Source organism: Caulobacter sp. Root487D2Y, assembly GCF_001427165.1.
In the GTDB taxonomy this organism is placed as follows: Bacteria; Pseudomonadota; Alphaproteobacteria; order Caulobacterales; family Caulobacteraceae; genus Caulobacter.
Genome location: NZ_LMFD01000010.1, coordinates 928547 through 943305 on the forward strand (window position 1 = coordinate 928547; position 14759 = coordinate 943305).

At 68.7% G+C, this 14759-nt stretch carries 12 protein-coding genes; 5 read left to right on the plus strand and 7 right to left on the minus strand.

Annotated elements, in window-relative coordinates; translation table 11 throughout:
- Window positions 1–94: 94 nt before the first annotated feature.
- Window positions 95–565: a MarR family winged helix-turn-helix transcriptional regulator gene (locus tag ASD38_RS14040; RefSeq protein ID WP_056444581.1), complete on the minus strand. Its 471-nt coding sequence runs from the start codon at window positions 563–565 to the stop codon at window positions 95–97.
- Window positions 566–785: 220 nt separating this feature from the next.
- Between ASD38_RS14040 and ASD38_RS14045 the strand changes: the two genes are divergently transcribed.
- From ASD38_RS14045 to ASD38_RS14060, 4 genes are all read left to right on the plus strand, one after another.
- Window positions 786–1913 carry a CapA family protein gene (locus ASD38_RS14045; protein ID WP_056460784.1) on the plus strand — a complete coding sequence of 376 codons (1128 nt, stop codon included), beginning with the start codon at window positions 786–788 and terminating at the stop codon, window positions 1911–1913.
- Entirely contained in the window at window positions 1910–2947 is a 1038-nt protein-coding gene (locus tag ASD38_RS14050; RefSeq protein ID WP_056444587.1) for a hypothetical protein, read from the plus strand. The genes ASD38_RS14045 and ASD38_RS14050 overlap by 4 nt, the downstream gene beginning before the upstream one ends.
- A complete protein-coding gene (locus tag ASD38_RS14055; RefSeq protein WP_056444590.1) occupies window positions 2944–4344 on the plus strand; it encodes an MmgE/PrpD family protein in 1401 nt (466 codons plus the stop codon). The genes ASD38_RS14050 and ASD38_RS14055 overlap by 4 nt, the downstream gene beginning before the upstream one ends.
- Before the next feature lie 73 nt (window positions 4345–4417).
- Window positions 4418–5488 carry an aromatic ring-hydroxylating dioxygenase subunit alpha gene (locus ASD38_RS14060; protein ID WP_056460787.1) on the plus strand — a complete coding sequence of 357 codons (1071 nt, stop codon included), beginning with the start codon at window positions 4418–4420 and terminating at the stop codon, window positions 5486–5488.
- Here the strand turns inward: ASD38_RS14060 and ASD38_RS14065 are convergent.
- The 6 genes from ASD38_RS14065 to ASD38_RS14090 all read right to left on the minus strand — a co-directional run bounded on the left by ASD38_RS14065 (window position 5485) and on the right by ASD38_RS14090 (window position 12021).
- On the minus strand, window positions 5485–6975 hold the full coding sequence (locus ASD38_RS14065) for an AMP-binding protein (protein WP_056460790.1): 1491 nt from the start codon (window positions 6973–6975) through the stop codon (window positions 5485–5487). The two genes, ASD38_RS14060 and ASD38_RS14065, sit on opposite strands and share 4 nt — an antisense overlap.
- A gap of 37 nt (window positions 6976–7012) precedes the next feature.
- The gene (locus ASD38_RS14070) at window positions 7013–7840 is read right to left on the minus strand and encodes a p-hydroxycinnamoyl CoA hydratase/lyase (protein ID WP_056444599.1); all 828 of its coding nucleotides are present in this window, start codon (window positions 7838–7840) and stop codon (window positions 7013–7015) included.
- A gap of 43 nt (window positions 7841–7883) precedes the next feature.
- Complete coding sequence (locus ASD38_RS14075; protein WP_056444602.1) at window positions 7884–9311, minus strand: aldehyde dehydrogenase; 1428 nt, start codon at window positions 9309–9311, stop codon at window positions 7884–7886.
- A gap of 2 nt (window positions 9312–9313) precedes the next feature.
- Entirely contained in the window at window positions 9314–9826 is a 513-nt protein-coding gene (locus ASD38_RS14080; RefSeq protein ID WP_235523837.1) for a MarR family winged helix-turn-helix transcriptional regulator, read from the minus strand.
- A 215-nt stretch (window positions 9827–10041) separates the two neighbouring features.
- Window positions 10042–11352, minus strand: coding sequence for an MFS transporter (locus tag ASD38_RS14085; protein ID WP_200946008.1), 1311 nt, complete (start codon window positions 11350–11352; stop codon window positions 10042–10044).
- 204 nt (window positions 11353–11556) lie between these two features.
- Complete coding sequence (locus ASD38_RS14090) at window positions 11557–12021, minus strand: MarR family winged helix-turn-helix transcriptional regulator (protein ID WP_056460792.1); 465 nt, start codon at window positions 12019–12021, stop codon at window positions 11557–11559.
- Window positions 12022–12301: 280 nt separating this feature from the next.
- Between ASD38_RS14090 and ASD38_RS14095 the strand changes: the two genes are divergently transcribed.
- A complete protein-coding gene (locus ASD38_RS14095) occupies window positions 12302–14551 on the plus strand; it encodes a TonB-dependent receptor (RefSeq protein WP_235523838.1) in 2250 nt (749 codons plus the stop codon).
- The last annotated feature ends 208 nt before the right edge of the window (window positions 14552–14759 follow it).

Here is a 14759-nt window from a genome sequence, read left to right on the forward strand (position 1 = left end):
CGCGCCCTGGGAAGGCGTCTATATTTGTTTGTATACCGGATCGTTTATTTAGCAAACCATTTGGAGCCGAATAAATTCGACCGCCCGGCGCCCGCTAGACATACAGGCGCTTGAGCAGGTCGATCAGGGTTTCCAGCTCGGCGGCGGTGAAACGGTCGGCGAAGGCCTGCTCGTGCGCCTTCACCATGGCCTTGACCTCGACCAGCAGCTTCTGTCCCGCCGGCGTGAGATAGAGTTCGTGGCGACGACGATCGACCGCCGAACGTTGGCGGACCACCAGGTTGCGCGCTTCCAGCTTGTCGATCACCGCCATGGTGGTGGCGCGGTCCATGCGCAGGGCGCCGCCGATGGCGATCTGCGAAGCGCCCGGGTTGGATCCGATCAGCCACAGGGTCGCCGACTGCTTCTGGGTCAGGTCGGCCTTGGCCAGAACCGCGATGATGTTCCGGTGCATGGTCCCCTGGGCTTGGCGGACATGAAAGCCCAACACCTGGTCCAGCGTGTCGAAGTCCAGGCCTGGCTCCGCGGCGTCGTCCGCGGTCGGCAGTTCTGCGGAAGCTTTCATGGGCGGCAGGTCCGTGTGGGCTGGCGGGATTCCAAAGGTTGGAACCCTGACGATCTTCATCGCCTAGCATAGAGCTTGCCGGCATGAAATCGACTCCGCGTCGCGATTGACAACAGTTTGTGATGTAAACAGTATGGTTCCAAACTTGCGCTGGCGATCAACGCCGCCTGGAGGGAACCGTGACGGCCAAGCCCCGCCCCACCCGGCGAGAACCGATGCGATGAGCGCTCGCCTCTACGCGGTGGCCGATATCGGCCCCGATCGAGACGACCCGCGCGAGTGCTTCGCCCTGGTTCGCGACGAGATCCGCAAGGCCGACATCGCCTTCTGCCAGTTGGAGGTGAACTTGACCGATCGCGGCGCCCGCCTGCCCCAAGTGCGCCACACCCACCGCGCCACGACCGCCACGGCGTCCGCCCTGAAGGACGCCGGCTTCACCGTGGTGTCGTTCAGCGGCAACCACTGCATGGACTGGGGCCGCGACGGCTTCTTCGACACCATCGACAGTCTCCAGGCCGCGGGTCTGGCGGTGGTCGGGGTCGGCGCCGACATCACCCAGGCGCGCGCCCCGGTGATCCAGACGGCGAACGGCGTCCGCGTCGCCTTCCTGGCCTATTGCTCCATCCTGCCGGCCAACTACTGGGCGGAAGCGGATCGGCCCGGCTGCGCCCCCATGCGGGCCTGGACGATCTACGAGCAGATCGAGCCGGACCAGCCGGGCACGCCCTGCCGGGTCCACACCCACGCCAACCGCGCCGATCTCGCGGCCATGGTCGCCGACGTCAAGGCCGCGCGCGCGGTCGCCGACGTCGTGGTGATGTCGATCCACTGGGGCATCCACTTCGTCCCCGCGGTGCTGGCCGACTATCAAGCCGAAGTCGCCCACGCGGCCATCGACGCCGGGGTCGACCTGATCCTCGGCCACCACGCCCATATCCTCAAAGGGGTCGAGGTCTATCGCGGCAAGCCGATCTTCTACTCGATGGGCAATTTCGCCATCGACCTGCGGATGACGCCCGAGCACGCCCAGGGCAAGGGCTTTCGCGAGATTCAGTCGCTCAGCCCCGGCTGGGTTCCCGACTTCGACAGCCTCTACAACTTCCCGCCGGACTCGCGGATGACCCTGGTGGTCACGGCGCGGGCGACGACCGGGGGCCTGACCGATATCGGCTTCCTGCCCGCCTTCATCAACCGCGACGCCCAGCCCGAAATTCTCAAGGCCGACGACGCGCGGTTCGGGCAGGTGGTCGACTACCTGCGCTGGGCGACGCAAGCCGCCGGCCTCAACGCCCGCTTCCACGCCCGGGGCGACGCCGTCCTGCTCGAGCTTTCGGAGACGTCGGCATGAAGTGGCTGAACCGCGTGCCGCTTGGGGTGGTCGTCGCCCTCTACGTGCTGGCCTACATCCCATACATGGTCATCACCAAGCAGCTGGCCAGCACGCCCGCCCCGGTGCTGGGACGCCCGCTGAGCGGTCTGGAGATCCTGCCCGCCTCCCTGATCGTCAGCGGCCTGTTGACCTTCCTGTTCATCGGCCTGTCGGGCTGGTGGCGCGCGGCCCACCGGCTTCGGTTCGGGGGCGCCTCCCTGCCCTTCCCAACGCGCTGGACCTTCCTGTCCGGCATCTGCACGGCGCTGGTGCTGTTCACCGTGCCGATGTCCCTGACCTTCGAGGGCGTCAGCATCCCATTCATTCAACTGCTGATGCGCGGCGACGTGCTGTTGTTGGCGCCGCTGGTCGATCTGGCCTTCCGACGCAAGGTGGGCTGGTACAGCTGGGTCGCGCTGGCGCTGGTGGCCGTCGGCCTGTTCCTGACCATCCGCCAGCGCGGCGGCCTGCATCTCCCGCCGCTCGCGATCGCCACCATCATCCTCTACACGATCGGCTATTTCGGCCGCCTGGCCGTGATGACCCACGTGTCGAAGTCCGGCGATCCCGACAGCGTGCGGCGATACTTCGTCGAGGAAAAGATCGTCGCCGTTCCCCTGTCGGTGTTGCTGCTGGCCCTGACGCCGCTGCTGGGCGTGGGGGCGCAAGGCTCGCAACTGGCCTGGGGCTTCATCGAGGTGTGGGGCACGCCGCAGATCGCGCCGATCCTGGTGCTGGCCGTGCTGCTGTTCGTGGTCTCGATCTTCTCCGCCGTCATCCTGCTGGATCCGCGCGAGAACACCTTCTGCGTACCTCTGGAACGCTCGGCCAGCATCCTGGCCGGCATCGCCGCGTCCTTCATCCTGGCCCTGGTCTGGGGCCTTCCCATGCCGACGGGAACGGAGCTGGTGGGCGCCCTCCTGATGATCGCCGCCGTCGTCTTGCTGTCGGTGGCGCCGTCCTGGGGCGCGCGCCGCCAGGCCGTGCTGGCCGCGGTCGAAGATCCCTCGTGACCGCCCAGGGGCTCACCGCGCGCCTGGCGGCCCATGTCGCCGGCGCGCGCTTCCAGCAACTCTCGGCCCGCGCGGTCGAGATGACCCGCCTGTCGCTGCTGGACGCCCTGGGCGTCACCCTGGCCGCCAGCGGTCTGGGTGAAGGCGTTCCGGCGTTCGCCGAGGTGGCGCGCGACACCGGCGGCCGCCCAGAGGCCAGCGTGATCGGCTTTGGTTTCCGGACCTCGCGCCTCGGCGCGGCCCTGGCCAACGGCGCGGGCGCCCATGCCCTGGACTTCGAGGACGCCTATGACGGCGCGCCGATCCATCCCAACGCCGCTTGCGTTCCGGTGGCGCTGGCGCTCGCCGAACAACTCGATGCTTCGGGCCAGGACCTCCTGACCGCCCTGGCGGTCGGCTGCGACCTGGTCTGCCGCCTGGGCCTGGCGCTGAAGGTCAATCCCGACGAAGCGGGCTGGTACCCGCCGCCGATCCTGGGCGCGTTCGGCGCGGCCGCGACCGCCGCCCGGCTGCTGCGCCTGAGCACCGAACAGACCCAAGCCGCGCTCGCCCTGACCCTGAACCAGGCCACCGCCACGGCCCAGTTCAAGACCGATCCGACCTCAACGCTCCGCGGCGTCCGCGACGCCTTCCCGGCCCATGCGGGCCTGGTCTCGGCCCTGCTGGCCCAGCGTGGCGTCAGGGGCTTCGACGGCGTCTTCGAGGGGCCGGCGGGGTTGTTCGCCCTGTTCGCCAAGGGACAGTACGACGAGGATGTGCTGACCGCCGGCCTGGGAGCCTACTTCCACGGCGAGCGCCTGAGCTTCAAGCCCTGGCCCAGCTGCCGCGGAACCCACGCCTTCGTCGAGGCGGCGCTGTCGCTGCGCCAGGCTCATGGGCTGGAGCCGGACCGGATCGCCCAGATCATCATGACCGGCGGCGGCGTGCAGCGGATGCTGGCCGAGCCGCCGGCGCAGAAGCAGACGCCGCGCACGGCGATTGACGCGAAGTTCAGCCTGCCCTTCACCACCGCCCTGGCCCTGGCGCACGGCGCGGTGACGCTGGACAGCTACGCGCCCGACCGTCTGGCCGACCCGGTCGTTCTGGCCCTCGCCGCGCGCAGCCGCTTCGTCGTCGATCCGAAGGCCACGATGCGCGACGCCGCCTCGGGCGCCCTGACCCTGGTGCTGACCTCGGGCGAGACCCTAACGCACGGCGTGCTCCATCCGAAGGGGGCGCCCGAGAACCCGATCGATGAATCTGGGATCACCGCCAAGTTCCGCGACTGCGCGCGCCGGGCGCGCTGCCCGCCGTCGGACGCCGACATCGACCTGTTGGCCGCCACGCTGCTCGCCCTGGACCGGGTGGCCGCGCCCGCCGCGATCCTGGCGCGATCGACCGGCGTGGTCGTGGCTTGAGGGGGTCAACGCTCTTGCGTAACCCGGCCTACAAACTGTTTAATCTCATACAATCAGTTTCGCGGAGGAATCTATGTCCAGCCAACGCGCGCCGGCGCCGCCCTCTTCCGCCCGGACCTGGCCGTCCAACGCCTGGTACGTCGCCGCGACAGCCGAGGAGCTGACGACCAAACCGCTGGGCCGCATGATCTGCGGGGAGCCGATGGTGTTCTTTCGCGGCCCCGCCGGCCAAGTCGCCGCCGTCGAGGACTTCTGCCCGCACCGCGGCGCTCCGCTGTCCCTGGGGGTCGTGCGCGATGGCCAGTTGGTCTGCGGTTATCACGGCCTGACGATCGGTTGCGACGGCCGGGCGGCCGGCATGCCAGGTCAGCGCACGGAGGCCCTCCCGGCGGCGAGGGCTTTCCCGGTGATCGAGCGCAACGGCTTCCTCTGGGTCTGGCCTGGAGACGCCGGGCAGGCCGATCCGGCGAAGCTGCCACCGATGCCCTGGGCCGACAATCCGGGCTGGGCGTACGGCGGCGGCCTCTATCACATCCACTGCGACTACCGGCTGATGGTCGACAATCTGATGGACCTCACTCACGAGACCTATGTCCACGCCACCAGCATCGGCCAGCGCGAGATCGACGAGTCGCCGGTCCGCACCACGCTGGAGGGCGATCAGGTCGTCACCAGCCGTCACATGCCGGGCGTGAACGCCCCGCCCTTCTGGCGGATGGCCCTGAGCGGCGCCGGTCTGGACGAGACCGCCTTGGTCGATCGCTGGCAGATCTGCCGGTTCTCCCTGCCCAGCCAAGTGATGATCGAGGTCGGCGTCGCCCTCGCCGGCCATGGTGGTTACGACGCGCCTCGCGAGGTCAAGGCGTCGAGCATCGTCGTCGACTTCATCACGCCCGAGACCCCGACCTCGCACTGGTACTTCTGGGGCATGGCGCGCGCCTTCGCGGTGGACGACGCCGCGCTGACGGACACCATCCGTGAGGGCCAGGGCAAGATCTTCAGCGAGGACCTGGCCGTGCTCGAGCGGCAGCAGGCCAACCTTTCGCGGCTGCCGGAACGCCGTCTTCTGACCTTGAACATCGACGCCGGCGGGGTGCATGCGCGCCGCCTGATCGACCGGATGATGGCCTCGGAAGCGGTCTAGGCCGGCGACCGCTCAAGCAGAAGGTCCCGGAGCAGGTTCTTCTGGACCTTTCCCGTCCCGGTTCTGGGAAGGGCGTCCATCAGCGTGGTCAGCTTGGGCAGCTTGTAGCGCGCAAGGCGAGGCTGCAGGTGCGCCAAGACCTCGTCGTGCGTGAGCGTCAGCCCCGGCCGGGCCACGACGACCAGGCAACCGATCTCGCCCCAGCGCGCGTCCGGCAGGCCCACGACGGCGCATTCGGCGATCGCGGGGTGGCCGGCGAGCGCCGCCTCGATCTCGGCCGGATAGACGTTCTCACCGCCCGAGATGAACATGTCCTTCTTGCGGTCAACCAGCCAGTGGAAGCCATCGGCGTCGGCGCGGACCATATCGCCCGTGTGGAACCAACCGTCGTCGTCGAAGGCCTCGGCCGTTTCCTCGGGCCGTCGCCAATAGGCGGAAAACAGGTTCTCCCCCTTGAGCAGCAGCTCGCCCGCCATGTCAGGCGGGCAGTCGCGCCCCTCGGCGTCGACGATCCGACCGAGGACCCCGGGCATGGCGACGCCCGCCGACCCGGCGCGCGCGTCGATCCCGGGGATATCGATCGGCATGCCAAACACGGTCCCGGCCTCGCTCATGCCGAAGCCGTCGACGATCGGGACGCCGTCGGCCAGCCAGGCGCGGATGTCGGCGGCCGGGTGCGGAGCGCCGCCCGTGAACACGGCCGTCAGGCGGCGCAGCCGATCGGGCGCGAACGCGGGATGACCGCGCAGGGCGTGGGCCATCTGCGGCACGCAGAAATAGTGGGTCACGCCCAGCTCCGGATCGCCGAGCCGGGCCAGGGTCCGCGCCGGTTCGAAACCGTCGGAGACCAGGATCGCGCCGCCGTGCAGCAGCGGCGGCCGGACGCAGGTCACCAGGCCGATGACATGGAACATCGGCGCGTCGTTCAAGAACACGCTCTGGTGCGTCACCTGGCCCAGTCGACCGAAGTTCAGCGCCGTCTGGTCGAGGTTGCGCTCGCTCAGCAGCACGCCTTTGGGCCGCCCGGAGGTGCCCGAGGTGTAGAGGATCAGCGACGGCCGGTCGCGATCGAACGGGCCGACATCCAAGGGCGCGGCGGCCTCGATCTCGCCGGCCAGCCCGTCCAGCGACAGTCCGTCCAGGCCGACACGCGCAAGTTCGTGATCGCCGACCACCAGCCGGGGCTCGGCGTCCTCGACCAGGGCCAGGATCTCGGCCGCGCTCAGACGCCAGTTCAGCGGCGTGTAGATGGCTCCGACACGCGCGCAGGCCAGGTGCAGGATCGCCAGCACCACGCGATTGCGGGCCAGGCTGACCACGCGGTCGCCCAGGCCCACGCCGCGATCGACCAGCACCCGCGCGCAGCGGGCGAGCGCCGCGTCGAGCTCGGCGTAGGTCCAGCGCCGCCCGCTGGCTAGGTCGACGGCCGCGAGCCTTCGAGGGCCGAGGCGGGCCTGCAGGCCAACGTGATCGATCGCGCCGCCCATTGGAGCGCCTCCTCTTTCAGCTCCCCCCTCGCCCGCGTCAGCCTTGCTTGGCCAGATCGTAGGCGCCCAGGCCGGGCTTGTAGGTCTTGTCGTCGATGAACTGTTTGATGCCCTCCTTGCGGCCATCGTCATCGTACGAGTTTGCGGCCTCCTGGGCCCGGACCAGATAGTCCTCTGCGTTGTCGTAGGTCATCTCCCGGACCCGGCGGATCGCGTCCTTGGCGGCCTTCAGCGCCACCGGGTTCTTCTTCAGCAGGACCTTGGCCAGCTCGACCACGCGCGACTTCAGCTGGTCCAACGGCACGCTCTCGTTCACCAGGCGCCAGGCGGCGGCCTTCTTGCCGTCGATCAGCTCGCCGGTCATCGCGTGATACATGGCGTCGCGCATCGGCATCAGGTCGGACACCACCTTGGTGGCGCCGCCGCCTGGCAGGATGCCCCAATTGATCTCCGACAGGGCGAACTGCGCCTCGTCGGCGGCGATCGCCAGATCGCACGAATAGAGCGGTCCGTAGCCGCCGCCGAAGCACCAGCCGTTGACCATGGCGATCGTCGGCTTCTGGTACCAGCGCAGACGCCGCCACCAGCCGTAGGATTCGCGTTGCGCCTTACGCACCGCGCCCAGCCCCTTGGCTTCGGTCTCGCGGAAGTATTCCTTCAGGTCCATGCCCGCCGACCAGGCCTGGCCTTCCCCGGTCAGCACCAGGACGCCGACATCGTCGCGGAATTCGAGCTCGTCGAGGATTTCACCCATGCGCTGGTTGAGCCGGGGGCTCATGCAGTTGCGCTTCTCGGGGCGATTGAACTTCACCCAGGCGATGCGGTCCTCGACCGTGAAGGTGGCGGTGTCGTTGATCTCGGTCATGACCGATCCTTGAGTAATCTGGGGAGGAAGACGTTGAAGGACGTCAAATGGGATAGTGACCGGGCTGGGTCTCGATGGTGATCCAGCGCAGCTCGGTGAAGGCGTCGATGCCCGCCCTGCCGCCGAAGCGGCCGTAGCCGGAGGCCTTGACGCCGCCGAACGGCATCTGGGCCTCGTCATGCACGGTCGGGCCGTTGACGTGGCAGATGCCCGACTTGATCTGGCGCGCCACCCGCAGGCCCCGCGCGGTGTCGCGGGTGAAGACGGCCGCCGACAGGCCGTACTCGGTGTCGTTGGCCAGCTCGACGGCGTGGGCTTCGTCACGCGCCCGGATCACGGCGACCACGGGGCCGAAGCTCTCGTCGCGGAACAGCTTCATTTCGGGCGTGACCTTGTCGACGACGGTCGCCGGCATCAGCACGCCGTTCGAGGCGCCGCCGTTGACCTGCACGGCGCCGGCCGCGAGCGCGTCGGCGACCAGTCCCTCGACGTGAGCGACCGTCTTCAGGTCGACGACCGCGCCCAGCGGCGTCTTGCCCTCGCGCGGATCGCCGACGGCCATGCCGCCGACCTTGGCCTTGAACTTCTCGACGAAAGCGTCGGCCACGGCGTCGACCACGATGATCCGCTCGGTCGACATGCAGATCTGGCCCTGGTTCATGAAGGCGCCGAAGGCGGCGGCCTTGACGGCCTCGTCCAGGTCGGCGTCGTCCAGCACGATCAGCGGGGCCTTGCCGCCCAGTTCCAGCAGGACGGGCTTGAGGTGCTCGGCGCAGCGCTTGGCGACGATCTTGCCCACCGCCGTCGAGCCGGTGAAGTTCACGCGGCGCACCGCGGGGTGGTCGATCAGGGCGCCGACGATGGCCGGCGCGTCGGCCGGGGCGTTGGTCACCACATTGACGACGCCTTCGGGCAGACCCGCCTCGGAGAAGGCCTCGATGATCAGCTCATGGGTGCGCGGACAGGTCTCGGACGCCTTCAGCACGACGGTGTTGCCGCAGGCCAGCGGCGTGGCGATGGCGCGGACGCCCAGGATGATCGGCGCGTTCCACGGCGCGATGCCCAGCACCACGCCGGCCGGTTCGCGCACGGCCATGGCGATGCAGCCGGGCTTGTCCGACGGGATTACCTCGCCGGTGATCTGGGTGGTCAGGGCGGCCGCCTCGCGGACGATGCCGACCGCCAGCATCAGATTGAAACGCGCCCAGCCTTCGGTGGCCCCGATCTCGCCCATCATCGCCTGGACGAAGGCGTCCGCCCGGGCGTTCAGGGCGTCGGCGGCCTTATTCAGGAAGGCGCGGCGCGCATTGGGCCCCAGCGCGCTCCAGCCCGCGAAGGCGGCCTGGGCCGCATCGACCGCCGCCCCCGCCTGGGCGACGGTCATCGCCGCGGCGGTTGTGGCGACCGCCCCCGTCATCGGGTCGAGACGCTCGAAGCTGACCGGCTTGTCCAGGGTGTCGGTGGTGCTCATGATCAGTCCTTTCGCGGCGCTGCGGGAGCCTTGGCCCCGCTCATCATGGTGGCGGCGACCGAGACGGGCGCAAAGCCGGTCCCCGTCCGGTTCCGCAGCTTGGTCAGCAGGCGGCGCAGTTCGGCCCGTTCATCGGCCGAAAGCGCCGCGAAGGCCGAGTGGTCGTGTTCCTGGGTCGTCCGCTCGATCGCGCCGCGCAGCGCGCGGCCGGCGGCGGTCAGGTGCAGGGCGTTGGTGCGGCGGTCGCGGCCGGGTCGACGCTGGATCGCGCCGAGCAGCTCAAGCTCGTCGATCGCCTTCATCGTGCTGGCGCGATTGACGCCGAGGGCGCGGCCCAAGGTGATCTGGTCGCACCCCTCGTGCAGCCCGATATAGACCACGGCCGTGGCCCGGCCGGGGGTGACGCCCAGCGGCGACAGGCGTTCGCAAAGCGCGGCCATCGCGCCCATGTCGGCATGGTGCAGGAGGAAGCCGAGCCGCTCGCCAAGCACGCCAAAGGACGTGATCTCCTCCATGTCGCGCACCGCCTCCCCATCTTGTTGTGTTGTTGGGGAAATTAGTATGTCTATGAAACAGTATAGTCAATTACAATTTGCGCCGCGCCTTTTTCTCCGTGACGGCGACCCGGTGTGGTGACGGCCGCAAAGGCAGGACGGGCGGGCGAATAGCGGGCCGGGACCGAAACCCCGGCCTCATCCGACCGTCTCTCCAACAACTCTCGATCCTCGGCCTAACGGGCCTCGACCGGCCGGCTTGGCAGGGCGAGGACCGCCAGCGCGGCCAGCAGTGAACCGGCCGCCATGCAGCAGGCGACCACGAAGAGGCCGAATCCTTGCGCGAACATCAGGCCGGCCACGACCGGCCCCAGCGCCGCCCCGCCACGTCCGACGCCGATCGCAAAGCCGGTGCCTCCGGCTCGGACAGGGGTCGGGAAAGCCTGGGCGAGAAGGGCGTAGAACCCGACGACGCCGGCGTTGGTGCAGAAGCCGGCGACCGCCGCGACCAGCCGCAGTTCGAAGAGGTCGGCATGCGGGCGACCGAAGACCGAAACCATGACCACCGACGCCAGCATGGCGGTGATCACCAGCGGCCTCAGGGGGAAGCGCAGGGTCAGGACGCTAAGCAGCACCGCGCCGGTCAGCCCGCCCACATTGGCCCAGACCAGAACACCGCCGGCCGTCGACGGTGCGTAGCCCATGTCGACCACGAGCTTGGGGATCCATTTCAGGATGAAATAGAACGTCATGATGTGGGCGAAGTAGCCCGCGGTCAGCAGCAGGGTCGTTCGCAGGAGACCTGGCTTGAAGAGCTCGCTCATCGCCGCGCGCGGTTGATCGACCACGCTGGGCAAGCGTGGCGCGACCGGATGGCCCATGCGCACCAGCAGCCGGTTGATCCGCGCCAGCGCGTCCTTGGGAGGCTTGGCGACAAGGAAGCCGATCGACTCGGGCAGCAGCAGCGCGGTCAACGGCAGGCACAGCGCCGAGCACGCCGCGCCGAAAATGAAGACGTCCCGCCACCCCCCGCTCGCCAGCAAGACCGAGGCCACGGAGCCGCCCAGCACGGCGCCCAGCGGATAGCCGGCCGCCATCAGGGCGACGGCGAGGTAGCGGTTCCTGCGATTGGTGAACTCGGCGACCATGGCGTTGGTGCAGGCGAGCATGCCGCCAATGCCCAGGCCGGTGACCAGCCGCACCAACGACAACGAGGGCACATCCCAGACGAAGGGCGCGGCCGCCATCCCCAAGGACATCGTGGCCAGGCAGCCGAGCGTGACGCCCCGCCTGCCGACGCGATCGGCCAGCCCGCCCAGCAACACCGAGCCGATCGCCATCCCGATCAGCTCCATGGACAGCACCAGGCCCAAGGCGGCCCGGTCGACGCCCCAATCCTTGGCGATGCCGGGGGAGGCAAAGCTGATGGACAGGACGTCGAAGCCATCGAGCGCGTTGAGAAGGACGCAGAGGACCACGACCGTCCACTGCAATCGTCCCATCGGCCGTTCGTCCAGCAGGCGCCGAGGATCATGGTCGAGCGGCAAGGCGATGCCCGGGCGCTCTTGGCCGTCGAACAGACTCTCTGAGATCCTCGGCACGTTCTGTCTCCCCGCTTTTTATGGCGCGTAGGATTATCGATCACGGCGTCAGGACCAAGCAGTGATTGTCAGTGAGACATACTATTTTCGCCATGCCGCCCTCCCCTCCGGTCCGGACGACCCCGCGGACGCCTCGCCCCGGCTCTTCAATCACAGGGCGGCGATACGCCTGAGAGCGGCCAACATGCGCTCCGTCTCGAAATCTCCGAGAGCGTTGAGGACCTTCCGGCCGTGCCGGGCGTGCGCGACCTTGGCCTTCCGCAGCAGCGCTTCACCTTCCGGCGTCAAGGACAGGGCGTAGGCCCGGCGGTCGCCCGGAACAGGCCCTCGCCGCACCAGATTCCGGGCCTGCAACTGGTCGATGATGGTCACCAGATTGGGCCGCTGGATGCGCAGCGCCTCGCCGATCGCGCTCTGTTGCGTCCCCGGCGTGGCCTCGATGACCAGAAGCACCGACAGGTCGGCGACGCGCAGGTCGAAGGGCTTCAAGGCCGCCAGCAGGTCCTTGAACACCGCCACCTGGGCCAGGCGCAGCAGAAACCCGACCGTGGTTTCCAGGCCGCCCAGCGCGACCCCCTCGCCGATCGCTTCCCCACGTTCACCAGCGTCGATCATTCCTGGCTCTTTCCCGCTGCCCCATCCTCGTATCACGCCGCGCGGATTCGCGCCGCGCCCCGCCAGTGGCGCTCGCGCAACAACGTTCGCCGAAAGCCCCATTCAACCACATGGCCGATTGAAGAGTACATACAATCATGCTTTGTGATAGTTAGTACGTATAACAAAGTACGCATGACGGCGGACGCTCGGGGGTTCGTCGAAGAAAAACAAACGACGTACGTGGAGGAAACAGATGCCCAGGAATGGGAATATCTCCGGGCGCTTGCGCGCCGGAGGCTTGCTGATCTGCGCCGCCGCCGGCGCGCAGGCGTTCGCATCGCCCGCGCTCGCCGCCGGTCAGGCCCAGGCGCCCGCCGTCCAGATCGAGGAAGTGGTCGTCACGGCCCGCCGTCGCGAGGAACGGCTGCAGGACACGCCCGTCGCGGTCACCGCCCTCGCGGGCGAGGCGCTGGAGAGCAGAGGCGTCGAAAGCGTCGACCAGATCGCCAAGTTCGCTCCCAGCATCCGCTTCGACGGCGCGGCGGCGCTGAGCGGCGGCAACTACAACGCCACCGTCTTCATCCGCGGCGTCGGTCAGAACGACTTCGCCATCTTCAGCGACCCCGGCGTGGGCGTCTATGTCGACGGCGTCTACTACGCCCGCTCGATCGGCGGCACGCTGGACGCCTTTGACGTCAGCCGCATCGAAGTGCTGCGCGGGCCGCAAGGCACGCTGTTCGGCAAGAACACCATCGGCGGCGCTGTGCTGATCACCACCGAGCAGCCCAAGAACGCCTTCGGAGGCGAGATCGGGGGCGTGACCGGCAGTTACGACCGGCTGGACGTCAAGGGGCATGTCGACATTCCGCTCGGCCAGAAGGTCTCCGCCCGATTGTCGGCGGCGCGACTGACCCGCGACGGGTACGGCGAGCGCCTGACCACCGGCGACGACCTGGGCGACCGCAACGCCACGGCGATGCGCGCGCAGTTGCTCTGGGAGCCGTCCGACACGGTGACGGTCAACCTGTCGGCCGACTACACCCGGGCGCGGGAGCATTCGGCGCCGCAGAAGCTGCTGGTCATCGGCGCCGTCCCCGGCTTCGCGATCGGGCCGTTCATGGGCAACTTCAACACCTATGTCGCGCCCGGCCTCGGGATCACCGCGCCCAACGGGGCCAAGTCGCTGAACCCCTCGTTCCTGACGGACAGCCCGTTCACGACCTACGGCACGGGTCCTAACGTCAACGACCTGGACCTGTGGGGCGGCTCGGCGACCGTCAGCTGGGACCTCGGCGAGGTCACTTTCAAGAGCATCACCGCCGTGCGCGGCCTGACGGCGACCTTCGCCCGCGACGGCGACAACACGCCCTTCACGTTCCGCGAGACCTTCAACCACGACGTCCAGGCCCAATACAGCCAGGAATTCCAGTTGGGCGGCGAGTCGTTCGGCGACCGCCTGACCTGGGTGACGGGGGCCTATGTCTTCCGCGAGCGCGGCACCGATTCCGGCTACGCCAAGCTGGCGCTCGGCCTGGCGCCTGGCGTCTCGCCGCCGCCCTACAGCCCTTCGGCGGCCGTCTACACCAAGGTGACCAGCACGACCTACGCCCTGTTCGCCCAGGGCAGCCTGGCCCTTACCGACCAGCTCAGCGCCACGGTCGGAGCCCGCTACAATCGCGACGAAAAGGACTACGTGCTCGACCACCGCCGCATCCGCGACGGCGGCGTCATCGCCCAGGTCAGCCCGAGCGGATCGTGGAATTCGTTCACGCCCAAGGTGGGCCTCGAATTCAAGGCCACGCCCGACGTCCTGCTCTACGCCTCGGTCGGCAAGGGCTTCAAGAGCGGCGGCTTCAACGCCCGCCCGCTCAACGACGCCAGCGAGGTCACCGAGTACCAGCCCGAGACCCTGCTCACCTACGAAGCCGGCGCCAAGACGGCCTGGCTTAACCGCCGCCTGATCCTCAACGTCGCCGGCTATTTCAGCGACTACCAGGACATCCAGGTCACGGTGAACCAGACCCCGCGCAACTTCGTGGCCAACGCCGCGGCGGGCGAGGTCAAGGGGCTCGAGGTCGAACTCCAGGCCCGGCCGACCGCCAGCTGGAGCTTCAACTTCGGCGGCGGTTACATGGACGCCAAGTACACCGAGGTCGGTTCGGGCCTCGCCGCCGGACAGGTGCTGCCGATCACCCTGGCCACGCACTTCATCAAGGCGCCGAAGTGGACCTTGAACAGCGGCATCGAATACGGCCATGACCTGTCGAGCGGCGGTCGCCTGACCGCCCGGGTCGACTGGACGCACTACAGCACCGTCTACAACGACGTGGCCAACGATCCCGACCTGACCCAGCCGGCCTACGACCTGTTCGGCGCGCGGCTGGCCTACGCCTCGCCCGATCAACTCTGGCAGGCGGCGTTGTTCGGCCTGAACCTTTCGGACGAGCGCTACATGGTGTCGGGCAACGCCTCCAGCGGCTTCGGATTGAAAGAGGCCAGCTTCGGCCGTCCGCGCGAATGGGGGCTCAGCTTGAGCCGGAAGTTCTAGGAACGGACCTCGGCCTGACGAGCGTTGGTGCGCCCGATCAGCCCTCCCCGGGCTGGCGGGCGCACATTTCCGATTCCAGCGCTGGCTCATGCCGCCGCCGCCAGGTTTGCCCGGTGCTCGCCGCGGCCGAGCACTTCGACCTGAATGGCGGCGCCTAGCCGGCCGCGTCGATCTGGCGCCGCGGGCGGTTGTCCGGTCTACCTGGCCA